The sequence below is a fragment of the Rhodanobacter ginsenosidimutans genome, from assembly GCF_042655685.1.
GTDB lineage: Bacteria > Pseudomonadota > Gammaproteobacteria > Xanthomonadales > Rhodanobacteraceae > Rhodanobacter > Rhodanobacter ginsenosidimutans.
In genome coordinates this window covers 98,456-118,260 of sequence record NZ_JBHSMM010000002.1, presented here as the reverse complement: position 1 = coordinate 118,260, position 19,805 = coordinate 98,456, and the positions used below count along the sequence as shown (strand labels likewise).

General features: G+C 63.2%; 15 protein-coding genes. 1 reads left to right on the top strand and 14 read right to left on the bottom strand.

The window, feature by feature from the left end:
* Nucleotides 1-2: 2 nt before the first annotated feature.
* The 14 genes from ACFPK0_RS10280 to ACFPK0_RS10215 all read right to left on the bottom strand — a co-directional run bounded on the left by ACFPK0_RS10280 (nucleotide 3) and on the right by ACFPK0_RS10215 (nucleotide 18,590).
* On the bottom strand, nucleotides 3-3,179 hold the full coding sequence (locus tag ACFPK0_RS10280; RefSeq protein ID WP_377340540.1) for an efflux RND transporter permease subunit: 3,177 nt from the start codon (nucleotides 3,177-3,179) through the stop codon (nucleotides 3-5).
* Entirely contained in the window at nucleotides 3,176-4,465 is a 1,290-nt protein-coding gene (locus ACFPK0_RS10275) for an efflux RND transporter periplasmic adaptor subunit (protein ID WP_377340538.1), read from the bottom strand. The genes ACFPK0_RS10280 and ACFPK0_RS10275 overlap by 4 nt, the downstream gene beginning before the upstream one ends.
* Nucleotides 4,462-5,733 (bottom strand): TolC family protein, encoded by a 1,272-nt coding sequence (locus ACFPK0_RS10270; protein ID WP_377340536.1) that lies wholly within the window; start codon nucleotides 5,731-5,733, stop codon nucleotides 4,462-4,464. The genes ACFPK0_RS10275 and ACFPK0_RS10270 overlap by 4 nt, the downstream gene beginning before the upstream one ends.
* An 82-nt stretch (nucleotides 5,734-5,815) precedes the next feature.
* A complete protein-coding gene (locus tag ACFPK0_RS10265; RefSeq protein WP_377340533.1) occupies nucleotides 5,816-6,229 on the bottom strand; it encodes a hypothetical protein in 414 nt (137 codons plus the stop codon).
* A gap of 118 nt (nucleotides 6,230-6,347) precedes the next feature.
* Nucleotides 6,348-8,696, bottom strand: a complete 2,349-nt coding sequence (locus tag ACFPK0_RS10260; protein WP_377341198.1) for a heavy metal translocating P-type ATPase — start codon at nucleotides 8,694-8,696, stop codon at nucleotides 6,348-6,350.
* A gap of 169 nt (nucleotides 8,697-8,865) precedes the next feature.
* Entirely contained in the window at nucleotides 8,866-9,195 is a 330-nt protein-coding gene (locus tag ACFPK0_RS16900; protein ID WP_007080842.1) for a four-helix bundle copper-binding protein, read from the bottom strand.
* Between the two features lie 108 nt (nucleotides 9,196-9,303).
* Nucleotides 9,304-9,756 (bottom strand): DUF411 domain-containing protein, encoded by a 453-nt coding sequence (locus ACFPK0_RS10250; protein WP_007080841.1) that lies wholly within the window; start codon nucleotides 9,754-9,756, stop codon nucleotides 9,304-9,306.
* Between the two features lie 14 nt (nucleotides 9,757-9,770).
* On the bottom strand, nucleotides 9,771-10,895 hold the full coding sequence (locus ACFPK0_RS10245) for a c-type cytochrome (protein ID WP_007080840.1): 1,125 nt from the start codon (nucleotides 10,893-10,895) through the stop codon (nucleotides 9,771-9,773).
* Nucleotides 10,896-10,908: 13 nt separating this feature from the next.
* Nucleotides 10,909-12,180 (bottom strand): copper resistance protein B, encoded by a 1,272-nt coding sequence (locus tag ACFPK0_RS10240; protein ID WP_007080839.1) that lies wholly within the window; start codon nucleotides 12,178-12,180, stop codon nucleotides 10,909-10,911.
* Nucleotides 12,177-13,958 (bottom strand): copper resistance system multicopper oxidase, encoded by a 1,782-nt coding sequence (locus ACFPK0_RS10235; protein ID WP_377340529.1) that lies wholly within the window; start codon nucleotides 13,956-13,958, stop codon nucleotides 12,177-12,179. Before ACFPK0_RS10235 ends, ACFPK0_RS10240 begins: the two co-directional genes overlap by 4 nt.
* Before the next feature lie 1,241 nt (nucleotides 13,959-15,199).
* Nucleotides 15,200-16,093, bottom strand: a complete 894-nt coding sequence (locus tag ACFPK0_RS10230) for a recombination directionality factor (RefSeq protein ID WP_056602741.1) — start codon at nucleotides 16,091-16,093, stop codon at nucleotides 15,200-15,202.
* 14 nt (nucleotides 16,094-16,107) lie between these two features.
* A complete protein-coding gene (locus tag ACFPK0_RS10225) occupies nucleotides 16,108-17,085 on the bottom strand; it encodes a YqaJ viral recombinase family nuclease (RefSeq protein WP_056602744.1) in 978 nt (325 codons plus the stop codon).
* Nucleotides 17,086-17,168: 83 nt separating this feature from the next.
* On the bottom strand, nucleotides 17,169-17,609 hold the full coding sequence (locus ACFPK0_RS10220; RefSeq protein WP_056605009.1) for a hypothetical protein: 441 nt from the start codon (nucleotides 17,607-17,609) through the stop codon (nucleotides 17,169-17,171).
* A 24-nt stretch (nucleotides 17,610-17,633) separates the two neighbouring features.
* Nucleotides 17,634-18,590 (bottom strand): DUF932 domain-containing protein, encoded by a 957-nt coding sequence (locus ACFPK0_RS10215; RefSeq protein WP_056602746.1) that lies wholly within the window; start codon nucleotides 18,588-18,590, stop codon nucleotides 17,634-17,636.
* A gap of 652 nt (nucleotides 18,591-19,242) precedes the next feature.
* Between ACFPK0_RS10215 and ACFPK0_RS10210 the strand changes: the two genes are divergently transcribed.
* Nucleotides 19,243-19,635, top strand: coding sequence for a helix-turn-helix transcriptional regulator (locus ACFPK0_RS10210; RefSeq protein WP_377340525.1), 393 nt, complete (start codon nucleotides 19,243-19,245; stop codon nucleotides 19,633-19,635).
* Nucleotides 19,636-19,805: the final 170 nt, after the last annotated feature.

Sequence of the window (19,805 nt, the reverse complement as noted above, 5' to 3'; positions counted from 1 at the left end):
GGTCAGTTTCCTTGTGGGTTGTAGTGAAGTGTGGCGTTTGTCTTGCTGGCTTTACGCAGCCGATAACGGACCAGCAGGCGGTACGCCGCGGGTATAACGAGCATGGATAGCAAGGGTGCCGTGACCATGCCGCCGATCATCGGGGCGGCTATGCGCTGCATCACTTCCGAACCTGCGCCATGGCCTAGAAGGATGGGAAACAGACCGGCCAGAATCACCGCGACGGTCATCGCCTTCGGGCGCACGCGCTGCACGGCGCCTTCGCGAATCGCTTCGTCAAGCGCTTCCGGGCCGGCGTGCGGATCGAGCGCAAGTTGGTGCTCCCACGCATGGTGCAGGTAAAGCAACATCACCACGCCGAATTCGGCAGCCACGCCGGCCAACGCAATGAAGCCAATGATCGTGGCTACCGACACGGCATGCCCAAGCAGCCAGATCAGCCACAGGCCGCCGACCAGTGCCAGCGGCACGCTGGCCATGATCAGCGCGGCTTCGCTCACGCGTCGGAAAACGGCATAGATCAATAGAAAAATGATCACCAGAGCAATCGGCACCACCACCTGGAGTCTTTCCATGGCACTGGCCAGGTATTCGAACTGACCGGACCAAGCCACGGTCGTGCCCGGCGGCAATTTGACTTGCTGCGCCACCGCGCGTTGCAGGTTGGCCACCACCGTGCCCAGATCGCTGCCGGCCGTATCGACGTAGACATAGGTGGCCAACTGGCCGCCCTCGCTTTTCAGCATGGAAGGTCCTGCAACCACGGCGATGTCAGCCACCTGACTCAGCGTGAGCTGGGCGCCGTTGGCGCCGACGATCGGCAACTGCCGCAGCGCTCCGATGGAATCGCGCTCGACACGCGGGTAGCGCACCACGATGGGATAACGTTCGCGCCCTTCGACGGTCTGACCGATCGGATCGCCGCCGACCACGGTCGCGATCAGTTGCTGTACGCGCTCCTGGGTCAACCCGTAGCGCGCGGCGGCGTCACGGCGGATGGCTACATCGACGTAGCGGCCACTGGTCGGACGCTCGGCGATCGCCGAACTGACACCGGGTACGGTCTTCGCCACCGTCTCGATCCGATCGGCCACGGTCTGCAGCGTGGCCAGATCCGTCCCCAGCACCTTGATGCCGATCGGGCTCTTGATGCCGGTGGAGAGCATGTCGATGCGGTTGCGGATCGGCGGCACGAACAGGTTGGTGAGCCCCGGCACATGTACCGCCTTGTCCAGTTCCGCCTTGATCCTGTCCATCGTCATGCCCGGTCGCCACTGGTCCTTTGGCTTGAAGGTGATTGTGGTCTCGAACATCTCCAGCGGCGCCGGATCGGTGGCCGTTTCGGCGCGCCCGGCCTTGCCAAATACATGCTCGACCTCGGGCACGGTCTTGATCATGCGATCGGTCAACTGCAGCAACTGCGAGGCCTTGCCGGCGGACAGCCCGGGCAGCGCGGTGGGCATGTACAACAACGTGCCTTCATCCATCGCGGGCATGAACTCGCTGCCTAGCTTGGCCATCGGCACGAGCGCGGTAAGCAGCAGCACACCGGCCAGCACCAGGGTCGCTTTCGGATGGTGCAGCACGGCTTCAAGGAGCGGCCGATAGCCGCGGATCAAGCCACGGTTGAGCGGATTGTCGCCCTCGGCACGGATACGCCCGCGGATCAGATAACCCATCAGCACCGGCACCAGCGTCACCGCCAGCCCGGCCGCTGCCGCCATCGCGTAGGTCTTGGTGAAGGCCAGGGGTTTGAACAGTTTGCCTTCCTGTCCCTGCAGCGCAAAGACCGGCACGAACGACAGCGCGATGATCAACAGGCTCACAAACAGTGCCGGGCCCACCTCGGCGGCGGCATCGGCGACCAGCGACCACCGCTGCGCACCTTGCGGTTCACGGCCGTCGTTCGCGTTACGCCAATGCTCCAGATGCTTGTGCGTGTTCTCGATCATCACGATCGCCGCATCTACCATCGCGCCGATCGCGATCGCGATACCGCCGAGCGACATCAGGTTCGCCGTGACGCCTTGCAGATGCAGGGCAATGAAGGCCACCAGCACGCCCAGCGGCAGCGTGATCACGGCCACCAGCGCCGAGCGCAGGTGCCACAGAAACAACACGCAGACCAGCGTCACGACCAGAAATTCCTCGAACAACTTTGTCCACAGATTGCTCACCGCGGCGTCAATCAACCGCGAGCGGTCGTAGGTGGGCACGATCTCGACGCCGGTCGGCAGGCTGCGCTGCAGTTCCGCCAGTCGTGCTTTCACGGCGGCGATGGTGGCCTTCGCGTTCTTGCCCGTGCGCATCACGATAATGCCGCCGACCACTTCACCTTGCCCGTCCAGCTCGGCGAGACCGCGACGAAACGTCGGACCCCGCCGCACCGTCGCCACGTCGTGCAACAGCACCGGCACGCCGCCGGCGTTGGTCGTGATGGGTACGTTTTCGAAGTCCGTGCGGCTCTTCAGGTAGCCTTCGCTGCGCACCATCAGCTCGGCTTCGCCTTGTTCGATCACCGAGCCACCGTTGGCACCGTTCGCACTGCGGATGGCATCGACCAGTTGCTCCACGGTGATGCCACGCGCGGCCAGCGCCTGCGGATCGGGCACGATCTGCCACGCCCGTTCCATGCCGCCCAGGGTGGCGACTTCGGCGACGTTGGGTACGGTCTTGAGCTGATAGCGCAGGAACCAGTCCTGCAACGCACGCAACTGGCCAAGGTCGTGCTGACCGGTGCGATCAACCAGCGCGTACTCGTAGATCCAGCCGAGTCCCGTGGCATCGGGACCAAGGGCGGGCGTAACGCCGGCCGGCAGTTGATCGCGTGCCTGGCTCAGGTATTCGAGCACGCGCGAGCGCGCCCAATACAGATCGGTGCTGTCATCGAACAACACGTCGACGTAGGAGTCGCCGAAGAACGAAAACGCGCGCACCGTCGTCGCACCCGGCACCGAGAGCATGGTGGTGGCCAGTGGATAGGTAACCTGATCCTCGACCACCTGTGGCGATTGGCCCGGGTAGTTGGTGCGGATGATCACTTGGGTGTCGGACAGATCGGGCAGCGCATCGACCGGCGTGCGCGTCACCGAGAACATGCCCATCAGGGCCAAGGCCAGGGCAGCCAACAGCACGAACACGCGATGGGCGATCGCTGCTCGAATCAGGGCGGCGATCATTGGCCGTCTCCCATCGGCATGCCCGGCATCGGTGCACTTGCGGCCGGTGCCGGTTTGGCGGTGGTGTCATTCAGGCGTTGCAGCGCACCGGACAGGCTCGCCTCCGAATCGATCAGGAACTGGCCGGAGACCACCACTTTCTCGCCCCCATGGAGGCCGTCGAGAACTTCCGTATAGCCGCCGGCTGCGCGCCCAGTGCGTACCGATACAGCACGGAAATGACCATCTCCCTCGGCGAGAATGACTCGCGTGTGGGTTCCCGTCGCGATCAGCGCGTCGTCCGGCACCACCGGTACTGCCTCATCCGGGGTCGGGTTGAGTTGCACGCTGGCGAACATGCCTGGACTCAAGGCACCGTCGGGGTTGTCGAGCACGATGCGCGCGCGCTGGGTGCGTGTCATCGCATCCACATCCGGAAGCAAGGTTTCCACGGTGCCATGGAACAATCGACCCGGCAGCGCATCGACCGTGACAACCACCGGCGTGCCGCTGCGCACCGTGCCTGCCGCCGCCTGCGGCAGCGCGGCCTCGATCCACACGGTGGACAAGCCATTCACGGTCATCAAGGTCTGGCCGGCCGTGACTCGCTGGCCTTCACGCACATCCAGTGTCGTGACGACGCCCGCCTGTGGTGCATGCAAGGTGATGGCGCCACCCGAACCACGGCGAGCTGCCCGGATGTCAGCAGGAGTCAGGCCGAGCACCTGCAGGCGTTCACGCGAAGCCGCGCGAAGGTCTTTAGCGTCGGCCGACTGCGCCTGTTGAAGCGCACCATATTCGGCCAGCGCGCTGCTCCATTGCGGAGCCAGCAACTGGGCCAGCGGTTCACCGGCTTTGACCACGGTGTATGGCGCGCGCACGTCCAGCTTGCTCACCACCGCATCGGTGCGCGCACTGATGGTGATGGCTTGCCGCAGATCCCAGGTGATGGTGCCCGGCACCCGGATGGCTGATGCCAGCACGCGGCGCTCGACCGGGGCCGTGCGCACACCCAGATTCTGCACCGTCGCGGGGTCGATCCTGACGACATCCTTGGCCGCGCCTTCGTCGGCATACTTGGGCACCATCTGCATGCCCATCGGCGACAGGCCCGGCTTGTCGAAGTGTTGCTGCGGCACCATCGGGTCGTACCAGTACAGCACCTTGCCGGCCGTGCCCGGCGCAGTCACCGACGAATGCGCCGGCGCCGGCGCCGTGGTGGCTTGGTGACGGCCACCGAGATAGCCTGCGACGAGCAGTGCAACCGCCGCGACGACGGCAGCAAAGATCACCAAAGGACGCTTCATGGCGTCACCTCCGAAGGCAGCAGATAGGCAAGCGAAGCCCACAACCGTGCGCGTGCGGCCAACGCATCGGCATAGCTCAGGCGCAATTCAATCTCGTCGCGCCGGGCATCCAGCCATGGCTGCAATGTGCCGCCTCCGCGATAGCTGGCCAGCGCCGTGGTGGCGCGATCCCGATCCAGCGGCAGCAAGGTGTCCTGGTAGCGCTGGATTTGCTGATTCCATCCCTGCCACGTCGCTACGGCGCGTGTGACTGCCTCGCGCTGGGCGCGCCGCGCGTCCTCGTGGTCGGCCTGCACCGCGTCCCACTGTGCCTGCCGGGCGCTGATGCCACGATCCTGCCGATTGCGCGTGAACAGCGGCAGGCTGACGCCCACCTCCAGCATCACCATGTCCGACAGGCCCGGCGCGCGCCGACCATAGCTGGCAGTCACGCTCCAGTCCGGGTGCTTGGCCGCACGCGCCCGCTCGAGCGCCGCCTGCGCAACCTGCTCGCGTGCCTGCCACGCCTGCATCGGCGCCTGTTGGTCGATGCGCTCCTCCAGGTGATCTGCCGCGACCGGCAGTTGACCAAAATCCGGCGCTTCGGCGAGGTCGAAAGCGCTCGGACCAAGCCAGCGCTGCAGGCCGGCTTGGGCAGCGACAAGATCCGCGTCAATCGCTTCCAGACGGTTATCGAGTGAGGCGGCTTCGGCACGGGCGGCCAGCGCGTCGGTCGCGTTGCCTTCGCCGCCCCGCAATCGCGCCTGCGTGACCTGGACAGCCAGCACGCTTTCGCTGCGCAACGTGGCCAACACTGTACGTTTCTGCTGAGTCGCCCACACGTCGATCCACGCATCGGCGATGCGTTCTTGCGCGGTCTGCATCGTGGCCGTGCGGTCGGCTTCCGCCGCATCGATCTGCGCAGCGGCCAGCCCGCGCTCGGCGTCGCGCGCCGCTCGCGATGGAATCGTCTGCATCACACCGACGGTACGCGTCGTCATCCCGTCCGAACGCAGGCTGAAAGCGCCCGGATTGGTGACGGGGAAATTGGAAAGCCCGAACGTCAGGACGGGATCCGGCAACTGCCCGGCACGCGCGGATTCCTCGCGGGCTGCCGCCGTATCGGCGGCACGCGCATCGAGTTGCGGTGCCCGTGCCACGCCTTGATGGACAGCCGCTTTCAGCGTCAGCGGCGGTTCGGCGGCATGCGCCGTCGCAGCCACGGCTCCCCACAGGAGCGCGGCCAGGCCCGCCACCATCAGGTGCCGGGCGAAATGAATGGACAACATGGATGAACACTCCGTCGATCTGCGGTTTGCGGCGCGCCACGCAGGCGCGACGCCACGTACGTCGATGCCTCGACGTGTCAGATCAGATCAGGAGTGAGCAGAACAACAAGATGGGCGGAGGTGGTGACGCGCGCAAATGCCCGGCCCGTTGGAGCGCGCGATTCGATGATAATGTGGCGGCCGCGGCCGATATCAGCATCGGCGACATGGCCGGCAATGGGCTCAGTGGCACCGACGCGGTGTGCGCTTCAACCTGCGTGGTGCGCTCGGGCGCGCAATGCTTCTGGCACAGCGGGCTGGCTGGGGACTCTTGATGCTGCGCACAGCCGTCGTCCATGCCCGGCATCGAGTTCAACAACGCGGTCGCCGTCGCCGCTTCGGGCAAAGTCGGGCAAACATAAGCGGCCAGTGCCGTCTGCTGCCAAAGCATCAGCAGCGTCACCAGCCAGAACAGGCGGCGACGTGTGGTGCGATGCATGCGGAAAGGACGAGCCATGGACACCACTTTATCTCGAAAATATCAAGGTTTGCGTTGACTTGAATCAACTACGGATTGTCCGTCGGCCGGCGAAGGCGTTGCGCCGCGTCCGCTCCGCTCGCCGGCGTTGGTCATTTCAGCCATGCCGCTTTCGGCCCAGCCGCAATGCGTTGGCAACCACCGATACGGAGCTCAAACTCATCGCCAAAGCGGCGATCATGGGGCTGAGCAGCAGGCCAGTCAGGGGGTAGAGCACGCCGGCCGCGACCGGCACACCCAATGCGTTGTAGAGAAATGCGAAGCCCAGGTTCTGCTTCATGTTGGCGACGGTGTCGTTGGAAATCGACCGTGCCCGCACGATGCCACGCAAATCGCCTTTCACCAGCGTCACCTGCGCGCTCGACATCGCCACATCGGTACCGGTGCCCATCGCGATGCCGACATCGGCGCCGGCAAGCGCGGGTGCGTCGTTGATCCCGTCGCCCGCCATCGCGACCCGATGCCCCTTGGCTTGCAGCTGCTGCACGAGGTCGATCTTGTCCTTTGGGCGAACCTCGCCATGGACTTCGTCGATGCCCAAGGTGCGTGCAACCGCATTGGCCGTGGTGGCACCGTCGCCGGTGGCCATCACGATTTTCAGGCCTGCATCGTGCAGCGATGCAATGGCATCAGCGGTGGTCGCCTTGATCGGGTCGGCGACCGCGAGCAGGCCAGCCAGGACACCATCGACCGCCAAATACATCACGCTGGCACCGGCTCGGCGCAGCTCCTCGGCCGGAACGGAAAGAACGGTGGCATCGACTCCGACCTCGTGCATCAGCGCGGTGTTGCCGATCGCCAGCGTGGCGCCTCCCACCTTGCCGCGCACCCCGATGCCGGTGGACGACTCGAAGCTCTCCGGCGTCTCCAGTGCCAGGCCACGATGGCGGGCTTCCGCGACGATCGCGTCGGCCAGCGGGTGCTCGCTGCCCTGGTCGAGGCTGGCCGCCAGGTGCAGCACCTCCTGCTCAGTGAAACCTTTGGCCGCGAGTGCTGTATGGAATGCCGGACGTCCCTCGGTCAGGGTTCCGGTCTTGTCCACGATCAGGGTGTCGATCTTGCGCAGGTTCTCGATCGCTTCGGCATCGCGGAACAACACGCCTTCCCCGGCGGCACGGCCGGTCGCCACCATGATCGACATCGGCGTGGCCAGCCCCAGCGCGCAGGGGCAGGCGATGATCAAGACCGAGATCGCGTTGAGCACCGCGAACGTCCACGACGGTTGCGGTCCAAACAGCCCCCACACGACAAAGGTGGCAACGGCAATCGCCAGGACCGCCAGCACGAACCAGAAAGCCGCCTTGTCAGCCATGCGCTGCATCGGTGCGCGTGAGCGTTGCGCCTGGGCGACCAGTTGCACGATTTGCGACAGCACCGTCGCCGAACCGACTTTCTCCGCCCGGATCACCAGGCTGCCAGTGCCGTTGAGGGTCGCGCCGATTACGCTGGAGCCGAGGGACTTCTCGACCGGGACGGGTTCCCCGGTCAGCATCGACTCGTCGACATGGGAGCGTCCCTCGATCACTTCGCCGTCCACCGGCACCTTTTCGCCGGGGCGTACCCGCAGGCGATCGCCGACGTGAACGTGGCCCAGTTCGACATCCTCCTCGCCGCCATCGTCGCGCAGGCGGCGCGCAGTCTTTGGCGCCAGCCCCAGCAAGGCTTTCAGGGCAGTCGAGGTCTTGGAGCGGGCACGCAGTTCGAGCAACTGGCCCAGCAGGGTCAGCGAGACGATTACTGCGGCGGCTTCGAAATAGACACCCACGCGGCCATGTTCGTGAAACGACTCCGGGAACACGTCCGGTGCGAGGGTGGCAACGATGCTGTAGCCGAATGCCGCGCCAACGCCGATGCCGATCAGGGTCCACATGTTGGGGCTGAGGTTGCGGACCGACTGCACGCAGCGAACGAAGAACGGCCAGCCTGCCCACAACACGACCGGGATGGTCAGTACCAGCTCGATCCAGGTCCGGGTGTCTACCGGCAACCGGGGAAAGTAGTGGCCAAACATCGCCAGTACAAGCACCACCACCGTCGCCGGCAAGGTCCACCAGAAGCGGCGGCTGAAATCACGCAGTTCGGGATTGTCCTCGTCGTCCAGCCCCGGCATTTCCGGCTCCAGTGCCATGCCGCAGATGGGGCAAATGCCGGGACCTTCCTGGCGTACCTGCGGATGCATGGGGCAGATGTACATCGTTCCCGCCGGTGCCTGCGCGGAGGCGCCATCGGGCTGCCCGGACAGATATTTGGCCGGATCAGCCACGAAGCGCTCCCGGCAGCGCGCCGAACAAAAGTGGCGTCTCACTCCTTGATGCTCGGCGTGGTAAGCCGTTTGATCGGGGTCGACTGGCATGCCGCAGACCGGATCAAGCACGGTTGTCGCCGAGCCGGGATGGGCGCCGTGTCCGTGTTTGTTGGCGCCCGTGTGGTGATGGCGAGTGTTCATGTAGCCTCCCATGACTGGCAATGGATTGACTTCGTTCGATGTGCAATCACGTGCACGCGGCGAGGTGGCACGTATGCTGCCTAGTGCGGCGCTGGCACTCCAGCCATCACACGACCATGGCAAAGGACGGGGTGGCCCGCCTGCCTGCGAGCAGACGGGCCACGGTCGATCAACCGCCCATGGAGCGGCATGCCTCGGCACATCGACGACACGCCTCAGCGCACCGCTTGCAATGGTCCATGTCGTGCGCGTCGCACTGCTCGGCACACCAGTCGCAAATCTTCGCGCACAGTGCACAGATTTCCTTCTGGAACGGGCTATTGCGCGCCATGGCATCCGCGCACATCCGACACATGGCCGCGCACTCGATGCAACAGGCCGGACAATCGTTCGAGCTTTCCTTGCCGACCATGTGCGTAAAACAGTTGCCGCATTCGGTGGCGCATTCGTCGCACGCGGTGATGCAGGCTTTGACAGCTTCAGTCAGGTGATGGCTCATGATGAAACTCCTCAGAGGTATCGCATGAACGGATATTTCCCCCAGGCGCTTCCGTGAGCGCGCCTATTCGGTCCCGCTACCTGGCTAACCGATGGATGGCGTCACCGATCACGCCCCGGGTCCATGAGGGGTGAATACCCGCGACGCTCCGTCTTGGTTGATCAGCACCACGTCATAACGCTCGGGCGCGCCGAATTCCATGCCGGGAGAACCTATCGGCATGCCGGGCGCGGCCAAGCCGCGCGCGTTTGGGCGCTCGGCGAGCAGGCGGCGGATGTCCTCTACCGGCACATGCCCCTCGATCACGTAGCCTTCAATCACCGCGGTGTGGCACGACATGGCGTCAGGCGGCACGCCGAGGCGCGCCTTTACCGTCGCCATCGGCTGATCCTGGTGAACGGTGACCGTGTAGCCTTGTGCGCGCATGTAGTTGACCCACGCGCCACAACAGCCGCAGGACGGATCGCTGTGGACGTCTAACGCGTTCGCCGCTATCGCCACCGGTGCAAACAGTGCGGCAAACAGCAGGCTGATGCCCACGCGGGAAAGCCATCGTTTCATCATCATTCTCCCGATCATCGTTCTGGCATGGGCAGGGTTTGCCACTGGACGGATACGATCTTCCAGGTGCCGCCGTCTTTTTTGAGGTTGAGCAACTCGCGACTGCGCAGCGTGGCCGGCTTGCCCTTGCTCGTGGCTTGCAGGGTGCTTTCGCTGCCGACCATCGCGGTATCGCCCATCGGCATCGAGCCCAGTGAGACGGGTGTCATCCGCGCGGCCTTCAGGAAGGCAATGTCTTCATCCAGGTGTTCGCTCGCGTATTCATCACGCGACTGCGTATGGCCGCCTTCGCTGATGCGGGCGTCTGGTGCCAGCAGGGCGAGCACCGCCGCGCGGTCACCACGCTGCAGGGCCGCGTGAAAGGCCTGAGCCACGGCCTCAGCGGCAGGTACTGCCCTGACTTTCATGCCTTCCATCGACAATGGCGCTTCAGGCGCGGGCGCCGCCTTGACGTGTTCATGGTCGTGGCCGTCCGTAGCGGCCGCATCGTGACTGTGCCCGGTTTCCGGCTGGTCAGGCATCTGCATGCCCTGCATGTCGACAGCACCGTGAGCGTCTTTGTCACTGGATCCGCCGTGGCTGTGACTGTGACCACCCTCGTCGCCCATATCCATGTCCTCGTCCGGCGGAGCCTTGGCCACCATGTCCTTGTATTGCGCCGGCGTCATGCTCGGAAGCTTCTGAAGGAAAGCGACCATGCTCCAGATCGTGGCGTCGTCGTGGCTGGCCCCCCACGCCGGCATTGCGCTCATTTTGATGCCGTGTTTGATGACCCAGAACGCGTCCTTGGGATCGACCTTTACCTGAGACAGGTTCGGCGGCTGCGGGTATAACCCGGGACGAAGTTCCGAGTCCTTCATGCCGGGCTTGAGATGGCACTGGGTGCACATGGCCGCGTACTGGCCGGCACCCTTCAGGATGAGCTGCGGGTCTTCCAGGTTTGGTACGTTGATGTGTTCCGACCGCGCATGAATCGAACGCTCACGCAGCGTCTGCATGACCGAGAAGACCGGCTTGGTGTGGTGATCATCCGCACCGATGTTGTAGATGCCCGAGTAGACGAAGACCGCGCCGCCGGCGATGACGATGGCGAGTAGCGCGACGACGGCGATGCCGTAATGCTTGACGTGCTGTTTCATGGTTTTCCCCTCGTCAGAACCAGATGCGGATGCCGGCAACCCACTGCCGGTCAAACAGGCCTTGCCCATCCTGGCGGGCGAAGTCGGCCGTGCCGCCGAAACGACGCGACCAGACCACGCCGAGATAGGGCGCGAACTGCCGATGGAACTCGTAGCGAAGCCGCAGACCGAGCGAGGCGTCGGACAGCCCGCTGCCCATGCGGCGAGCAGGGTCGTCCTTGCCATAGGCGTTGGCTTCGAATTCCGGTTGCAGGATCAGCCGCTGCGTGAGGAACAGCTCGTACTCGGCACGGAAGCGGGCGGCGGTGCGGCCGGCGGGGCCGACGTAGCCGGTGGCCTCCAGCTCAAACCAGTACGGGGCCAACCCCTGGATGCCGAAGGCCGCCCATTGCCGGTTGGGGCCTTCGCCGGCATCGGTCCGCACGCCGAGCTGAGTGTTCCAGAACGTGGCGATGGTATGACTCCAGAATGCCTCGATAGCGCCGTCTTCCAGCTTGCCCCCGCTGCGTTCGCCTTCAGTGCGCAACCACAACTTGTTGTAGTCGTTGCCGTACCAGCCCTCGATGTCCCACTGCTGGCCGTTGCCGTCCTTGCCGTGGAAGGCTTCAAGTTGATCAATCAGCAGCATGGTGTGGGGGGCGTTGTCGTCCATCGCCTCGTGGATACCTCCTGCCGGGCCATAGCCGACGCCTGCGGAGTAATCCGGATCGCGGGCGTCGGGCGGCGGGCTGCCGCCTTGCATGGGACCCATCGTCATGCCCGACATTGAGCCATCATCCATACCTTGTGCGGAGCCGTGATCCATACCCTGCATCGAGCCATGATCCATGCCGGACATGCCTGGGTGCTCCGTCTCTTTCATCGGCTGCGGACTCATGCTGGGCATCGACGAATGATCCATTCCTGACATGTCGCCGGCGGGCGCTGCCGATGCGGCTGGCTTGGCGGGCATCGGCATGCCAGACATCGCGTCGTGATCCATGCCGGGCATGCTGCTGTGGTCCATCCCTTTTATGCTGTGCATGTCGTGGATTGCGGGCGCCATCGGGACTGGAACGGGTTTCGTCCTGGCCTTTTTGGCGGGCGTTTTCGTCGCCGGCTTCGACGCGCTGTGCGCAGAAGCCGGCATGACCATGCCGGGCATGGAGCGCATATCCATCGACGATGTGCTGCTGGAAGCCGGCGCGCTCTGCGCGGCGACCGCCAGTGGCAGCGCCAGCAAGAGTGCGGCCAGCAACACCGACCGATGTGTACGGCGGAGCGTGATGCAATGGTTCATCGTCATGACACCACCACCTCGCGGAACATGCCCGCCTCCATGTGGTACAGCAGATGGCAGTGGTAGGCCCACCGCCCCGGGGCGTCCGCGTTGACGCGATAGGTGACCCGCTGCGCCGGCTGCACGTTGATGGTGTGTTTGCGTGCAATGAACTGCCCGCTGGGATCCTCCAGCTCGCTGAACATGCCGTGCAGGTGGATCGGGTGGTTCATCATCGTGTCGTTGACCAGCACGATGCGCAGGCGCTCGCCGAAATTGAAATGCACCGGCTTGGCCTCGGAGAATTTCTGTCCGTCGAACGACCACATGAAGCGCTCCATGTTGCCGGTCAGGTGCAGCTCGATTTCGCGCTCGGGCTCGCGCGGGTCGATCGGGCCGTCGAGCGAACGCAGGTCGGCATAGGTCAACACGCGTCGACCGTTGTCGCGCAGGCCGATACCCGGATCGTCGAGATTGGTGCGCGGCATATCGACGTGCATGTCCACGCCGGGGCCGTACTCGGTGCGCGCATGGCGAACCTTCGGCATGCCGGCGGGCGTGAGGTTGCTCATCGCGCGCATGTGCATGCCGTGCTTGTCGTCCATGCCCGGCATGTCCATGCCGCCGGGTTTGCCGCCGTGCCCCATGTCACCCATCGGCATCGCGCCCATCATGTCCTGCATGCTCAGCCACACGCGCGGGTCCATCGCCGGCACCTGCGCCTCCATGCCCGGACGCGGTGCCAGGGTGCCGCGGGCGTAGCCGGTGCGATCGATCGACTGGGCGAACACGGTGTAGGCGCGATCGTCCTGCGGTTCCACGATCACGTCGTAGGTCTCGGCTACCGAGATGCGGAACTCGTCCACCGGCACCGGCGCAATGTCCTGGCCATCGGCGGAGATCACCGTCATCTTCAGGCCCGGGATGCGCACATCGAACAGGGTTGACGCCGAACCGTTGATGAAACGCAGGCGGATCTTTTCGCCGGGCTTGAAAATTCCGGTCCAGTTGCCGGCGGGCGCCGCGCCATTCATCAGGTAGGTGTAGGTATAGCCTGAGACGTCGCCGAGGTCAGTCGGGTTCATGCGCATCTCGTTCCACATCTTGCGCATGGCAAGTGCTTGGCTGAGACCCTTCTCGCGCACGTCACGGAAAAAGTCCGGCACGGTGGGTTGGGCGAAGTTGAAGTAGTCGCTCATCTTCTTGAGCTTGGCGAAGATGTGCTCGGGGTCCTCGTCGGTCCAGTCGTTAAGCATGATCACGTAGTCGCGGTCGCTGGGATAGCGTTCGGGGCCGGCCGGCTCGATCACCAGCGGACCGAACACGCCGGTCTGCTCCTGGAATCGCGAGTGGGAGTGATACCAGTAGGTGCCCGACTGGCGGACCTCGAAACGGTAGACGAAGGTCTCGCCCGGCGCGATGCCGTCGAAGCTGATGCCCGGCACGCCATCCATCTGAAACGGCAGCAGGATGCCGTGCCAATGGATTGAAGTCGGCACGCGCAGGTGATTGCTCACCCGCAGATTCACGGTGGTGCCCTCTTTCCAGCGCAGGACCGGGCCGGGCAAGCTGTTGTTGATCGTCGTGGCCATGCGCGGCGCCCCGGTGTAGTTGACCGGGGTTTCGGCGATATCCAAGGCAAATTCGGTACCGCGGAGCACGGTCGGCTGCCCTGTAGAAGCTGGTTGCGCCCAGACCTTGCCGGGGCGCAACAGCCCGAGGCCGGTCACGGCACCGCCAAGGGCAACACCTTGCACAAAACGACGCCGCGTCAAATCGATCGGGGGCGGGGGGAACAAGTTCATGGAAACTCTCCAGGTGGCGATATCGCGCGTGCCGATACCGATCACTGCCAATTGCCGGATGGTCGACGCGCGACCATCGCGAGCAAAGCTCATGGAAAACGAGGGAGAGTCAGACCGCCGGTGGTCGCAACGGAGGGGCGGTATTCACCGAAGGCGCATTGCCGGGCAGCGGCGTGGCATAGCTGGCAATCATCGCGGCCGGGGCCGGGACGACAGCCGTTGAGGGCGGGATCGTCGTACTGCACATCGCCGCACAAGTACACGCGTGACCTGCCATGCCACCGCAGCAACCGGGCTGATCGTCGCAACAGGAGCGGGATCCCTGGTCAGCGAGTTGGTGATGACAGTGTTCACTGACCGCCGCAACCGTTGTTTGCATGGGATGGGAATGAGGAGCTCCCGTCATGCCCATCGGTGCAGCGGCCAATGAGTTGATGACCAACATCAACCACGCCAGCACGCCCATCGCCCGAAGGCGACGTGAGCGAGCGAGCGGACGTAACGAGAAGGTCATGGAGCGAGCTTACCCGTGTGACTTGACGTCCTCAACTCAGGAGGTGGGTTCAGATGACTCACGGTTTGCTGAAGTCCATATGCAAGGTGATCTCTGAGCTTGCCCGGCTTCCGCAGACACCTAAGAGAGCGCTTCAGCTTCGGTCTGCACGGGCGTTCGATAGCCGTTGAACGAGTGCAGACGTTGGCGATTGTAAAAGACCTCGATATGGTCAAAGACCTTGTCCATGACTTGCACATGCGTTTGGTGGCGGCGCACCGCCTGCAGTTTCCGCCGGCCAACGCCAATTCAGTGGCTAATTGCCGGGCGTAGGGTCGAGCTCAATCCTGCAGGAGAAGGCACGTGGTCAACACGAAGTTGTTGCAGTCCATGCTCGAATTCGCCCTCGATTTGAGGCGTATGCACAGCTGTGCACCGGACGCACGTATCGGGAAGCATTCCAGGCACTTGCTTCCAGAATTGGACGTCGACGCCTGCTCGCGCAGCAAGTGAGCGAAGCATTCGAAAAGGTGTCATCGCAAGATGAGGCGTTTTTATTCGCTTCATCGAGGATGTCCTGGACTTTGCACGGACCTTCGTCGTCATGCAGGCTGCGATGGAACGAGTCCAGCAAGCCGCATCGGAAAAGGCAGGGGTCCCACCTTGACGACACACCCTTTTGGGAATCAAAAAAAAAGACTAGGTGCGGAGGTGAGCGTCACCCACCTCCGCGTACCAGTTCGTTGCCTCAAACAGAATTCAGCCGCGCAACTCTGTCCTCCAAGTGACCCTGGAGGCTGGAGTCCGCTTTGGTAGTTCCCTCAGTCTTCCCACCGTGGGCGTTGCCCGGGAAGAACTCCTCGACCACGGCCGGCACGTCCTCTGCCAGATCTTCGAATGCACCGTTGGCGAAGCCCTTGCGCGCGGCTTCGTCCAGCGCACCCTGGTCAAAGCCGCAGACTCGCCGCTGTTCGTCCAACTCCCGTGCCTGTGCGATGGCTTGCTCCAACGTGAGCCCAGAGCGCACCACTAGATCGACGTAGTAGATCGGCGTCCCGTAGCTCATCGTGGTGGATTTGCCACGCAGCTTCAGTTCCAATGGCAGGCAGGCCAACAAGCCGCCCGACACGGCGCTGAAATACTCGAGCCGCGCCGCCAGCGTGCGGATGGTGTTGAAGGACGTGGTGCGCAGCACGAAGCTACCCAGCGCATCGTCATCGCCGACGACCACGTTTAGCCTTGCGTACGCCTTGCATGCCCCTTGCGAGAACGCACAGGCATCTGGCCCCGGGCAGGGCAACGTAGCTACACCTTCCTTGCCCGCGCGCCGGCAGGTCTCACCGTTGCCCACGCAGACCGGCCGGCCCGTGGTGCGGTCAAACAGTGAATAGTCCGCCCGCAGGTTGAGGCCCGGGTCGTTGAACAGCAACCGCATCGAGATTGCGCGCAACTTCTGACCCTCGGCTTCCTTGCGCAGCTTCTCGTCCAATGGGTGCAATATCCAACCGTCGCGCCCTTGCACCTGGCTGGTCAGGGTGAACTGATCGTCCTTCTCCGGCAGGCGCTTGCCGTTGCGCTCCATTACCCGGCCAATGGATATCCGCCCGATCACCGGCGGGGTAATTGCCAAACCTTTCAACATGTCGTTGACCTCTGTCAGTTGTTGGAAGACCGCGACAACACAAACCGGCGAGAGCCGGGGCGAGTCACGGAGTACATGGCGGCAACATCCGGGCACTCGGCCACCAGTCGCTTCGTATCCAGCGCGGCGCTGTCCTTGGCTCGCTTGAATGTCACCTCGCCGTGAGCGAAGACCGCCTTACTGGCGTCGCCCATCGCTTGCTGGATCACCTGCTTGAACGATTCGGCTTCATGCTCCATCGCTTCCAGCTCACCCTTGAGCGTTGTCAGTGCATCGAAGGCACGACTAAGGTCTTCGTCGCCGGAGAAGTCCAGGCTGGTGTCGTTGCCTCGATACAGTTTCCGCAAGGCCTTCGCCGCCGATTCACTGCCATCGGCCGGCGGCTCGATGTCCTTCTCCACGTACCCCCAGAACCGGGTTTCCAGCACGACCAGACGGGCGATCACTTCGTCGTCTCGTTCGATGCGGTGGATTTCCAGTTGCTGACCGCACAGCAGCACTGCCACGTCGGCAGCGACTTTGCCGGTGACGGCCAGTTGGTGCTGCACCTGCAGTTGGACGTATTCAGGCACACCGTCCTTCCAAAGTCGCGAACCGAACTCGCCGGCGGTCTTGCACTCCAACACTTGCACGCCGGGCACGCCGACGATTTCCCTGTCGATGTTCGCCAGCATGAAGGGGAACGTCGGATGCTGGAGCACGGCATTGAGCTTGCGCACCTTGTGACCGGTGCAATCCTGGTAGGCGGTCGCCACCATCGGTTCCAGAAGGGTGCCCCAATAGCGTGGATCGTCCTGACCGGGGCGAACTTCTTCCGGCGGCGTGCGGCCGGTCTTTTCCATCCACAGTTCGAGCTGGCTCTTGTACGGGCACAGGCCCACGGCGGCAGCGGCATCCGAGCTGCCGATGCCATTACGACGCACATCGAGCCACTGCCCATAGGGCAGCTTCTTGGTATCGACCAGCCTCACGGCGGCGTTTTGTTTGTTCATCGGTTTCCTCCAGGCATAAAAAATCCCGACCGATGCATGGGCATCAGCCGAGCGGCAGGTAGTTCGTTTTTTTCGAGGTGTCGTTACCAACTGGCGCGGTAGTAAATGTCCCAGCCTTGCTCCTGCAATTGCTTGGCGTGATGCAGGACTTTCAACGTGTAATCCACTTCGCCGTCCTCCAGCGTTTCATCGACGTCGGCGGTGAAATGATCGCTGGCACTGACCGAGGCGTCGCTTGCCTGTTCGAGCTTTCCTTCCAGCTCGATCAAGGTGTCTACCGAAACGAAAGCCGGACGGCAGTCGTCGACGCCCTCCTGCACGTTGCTCACAAACCACCGGTGCAAGGCATCGAACTTGCGCCAGTAGCCCACCCGCACCGTCACCCCGCTGACTTCCAGCAGGGAGGCATCCTGGCCCGGCTTCTCCTTTGGCGGCATATAGCCGATGGCCGTACCAATGGCGCGGCGCGTCGGTTCCGTCCGTGGATCGCAGGGGGCAACGTGCCGCTTGGCTTCCAGATACATATCCAGTCCCATCGTCGATCTCCGTCAGGCCAGCAGTTTCATCGCTTCGTCCCAGGCACGCTGCTTGATCTGCGCCCCTTGGCCGAACCACGCTGCATCACGGCGGTGATCGTCACTGCGCGCCCGACGGTGGTGATCGACGAACTCGGTCACGCTGTTGACCACACCCCATGCCGTCCCTCGACTGGACGCCATCAACGCACCGCGGCCTCCGCCTTCGTACAGTGAACGGACGGTGGCAAGCGCTTGCTCGTTGACCACCACGGCCTTGCCGTCCGGCGCGGCGTAGGTGAGTACCCGACGCAACAGCCCTTCGACCGTATCGGGGTCGACGGGCCGCTCCACCAACGCCTTCATGCGGGCAACGAAGCCATCCCACGACGAAACGGTGATGCCCAACTGGCGCTTGACCACATCGGGATCGAACTGGCTTCGATGCGGCACTTTGATGGCGCCGTTGGCGTTCCCCAGCGCAATGGACAAGGTGTTGTTGCAAACCACCCGCACCGACGTGAACTGTGCCGTAGTTGCCAACGTGCCGTCGCAAGCGGTGGCCAGCAGCAAGTAGCCATCGACGCGGTCACGGCCCTTGAGCGTGGTGCTCTGACCGGTCTTCGCCAACGCCCAGAACTTGCGGCCCTCGCGCAACACGCCGGCCGTCTCCAGCTCAAAGCCATTGCAGGCCGTCAGGTCGCGATAGAACTCCAGAATCTCGCCTGGCTGCACCACATGAAAACGCTTGGAGACCACGGCCAGCGGCGCCTTGGTGTCCGAGCGGTACAGCACCTTCTGCTCCGGAAAGGCGTTGATAACGCCCATGTGGTTGTTGCCGGAGATGTAACGGACTTCGGAGGCTTCGATCTGCCAGTCCATGCCCGCCTGCTGCTTCCATGTGTCGATGGATTGCTGCGGGGCCAATCTGTTGCCAAGACCGTGCCACGGCTTTTCGCCGGCGTAGGCCATCGTTTCAACCAGATGCATTGTCGTTTCCTCGTAAGTTGGCGGCATAAACGCACAAGGCCCGGACATGCCGGGCCTTGTGCGATGTGCGTGTGTTGGGTCGGATCAAGGAGCTTTGAGGCCACCGCAGTTGGTGCATTTGATGATGCCAACCAGAACTGCCGTGGCAACGACCAGAATGCAATAGACCGTGTCAATTTTGCCGCTCATGTCGTCGGATACCCTTTGCGAACGCTGCGATGCGGAGCGTCCAGACGCGAAGCCGGAGAACATAGACTTCACATGGGTAATATGGATGTGAAATTCCGTCGAATCGGTGGCATTCAGTTTGCTGATTGTCGCGGTTCCGGACTATGGAAGCCGTTGAAATACATTGAAAGTCGTTGAAACGAAAGTGGGGTGTTCTTTGAGTGCCCCGCTTTCGTTTTGTGCCTGATTCGGGGTCGGCGGTTGTCGGAAAACTAACTCGACGTCTAGAAACTAACTCAACGGAGGGGGTCCGGAGGGGCGAGGGTGCGGAGCCCTTCCGCACTTCTTCAATCGTGGAAAGCTAGTCGTGGCGCGGCCTAACGGGTCGTCAGACTTTGGCTGCCCATGGAAGTGCGGATTTCGTACATCGTCAAACCACAAATTCGGCCTCAGTATCGCTGCGTCACCACCGCAGAGCCGCGATATGTACGATGTAAGTGATCCTTGTTCCACGCAGGTACTGTCGGGAGTCATTGCCCAAGCTGTCCGAGAAGCGATTGGCGATTCCCTCAAGAAATGGGATGTACAGCCCAGGCTGGTGTTGCGCATCGACGAAGTCGCCGCCCAGATCGGCTTGAGTCCGTCCACCATTCGGAATCTCTTGGACTCGGAGGGGCAGTGGTTCGACCCGGAGTTCCCCAAGCCTATCCGTCTCGGAAATGGAGCTGGAGTGCGATCCGCGATCGGCTGGCGGCGTGCCGACATCCTTGGGTGGGTTGACTCGCGCCCCACCCATGAAATATCGCACCAAGTCAGCAAGAAGATCTCGGAACCTAATATCCCGTCGATCCGGAGGAAGTCCATATCGAATAACTAACCTTGGGGCAAATAACGTATTGCGAATTCAGGAACTATATCTAATAGCCATATATCACCGTTGTTAGTTTAAGACAATAACTCCATCAAGCAAGTCCATTGATTTGTGATGGAAGTAGCTGTGGGTCTACTGTCTACATTACACCAGTGATTGGACTTTAAATCAGGTCA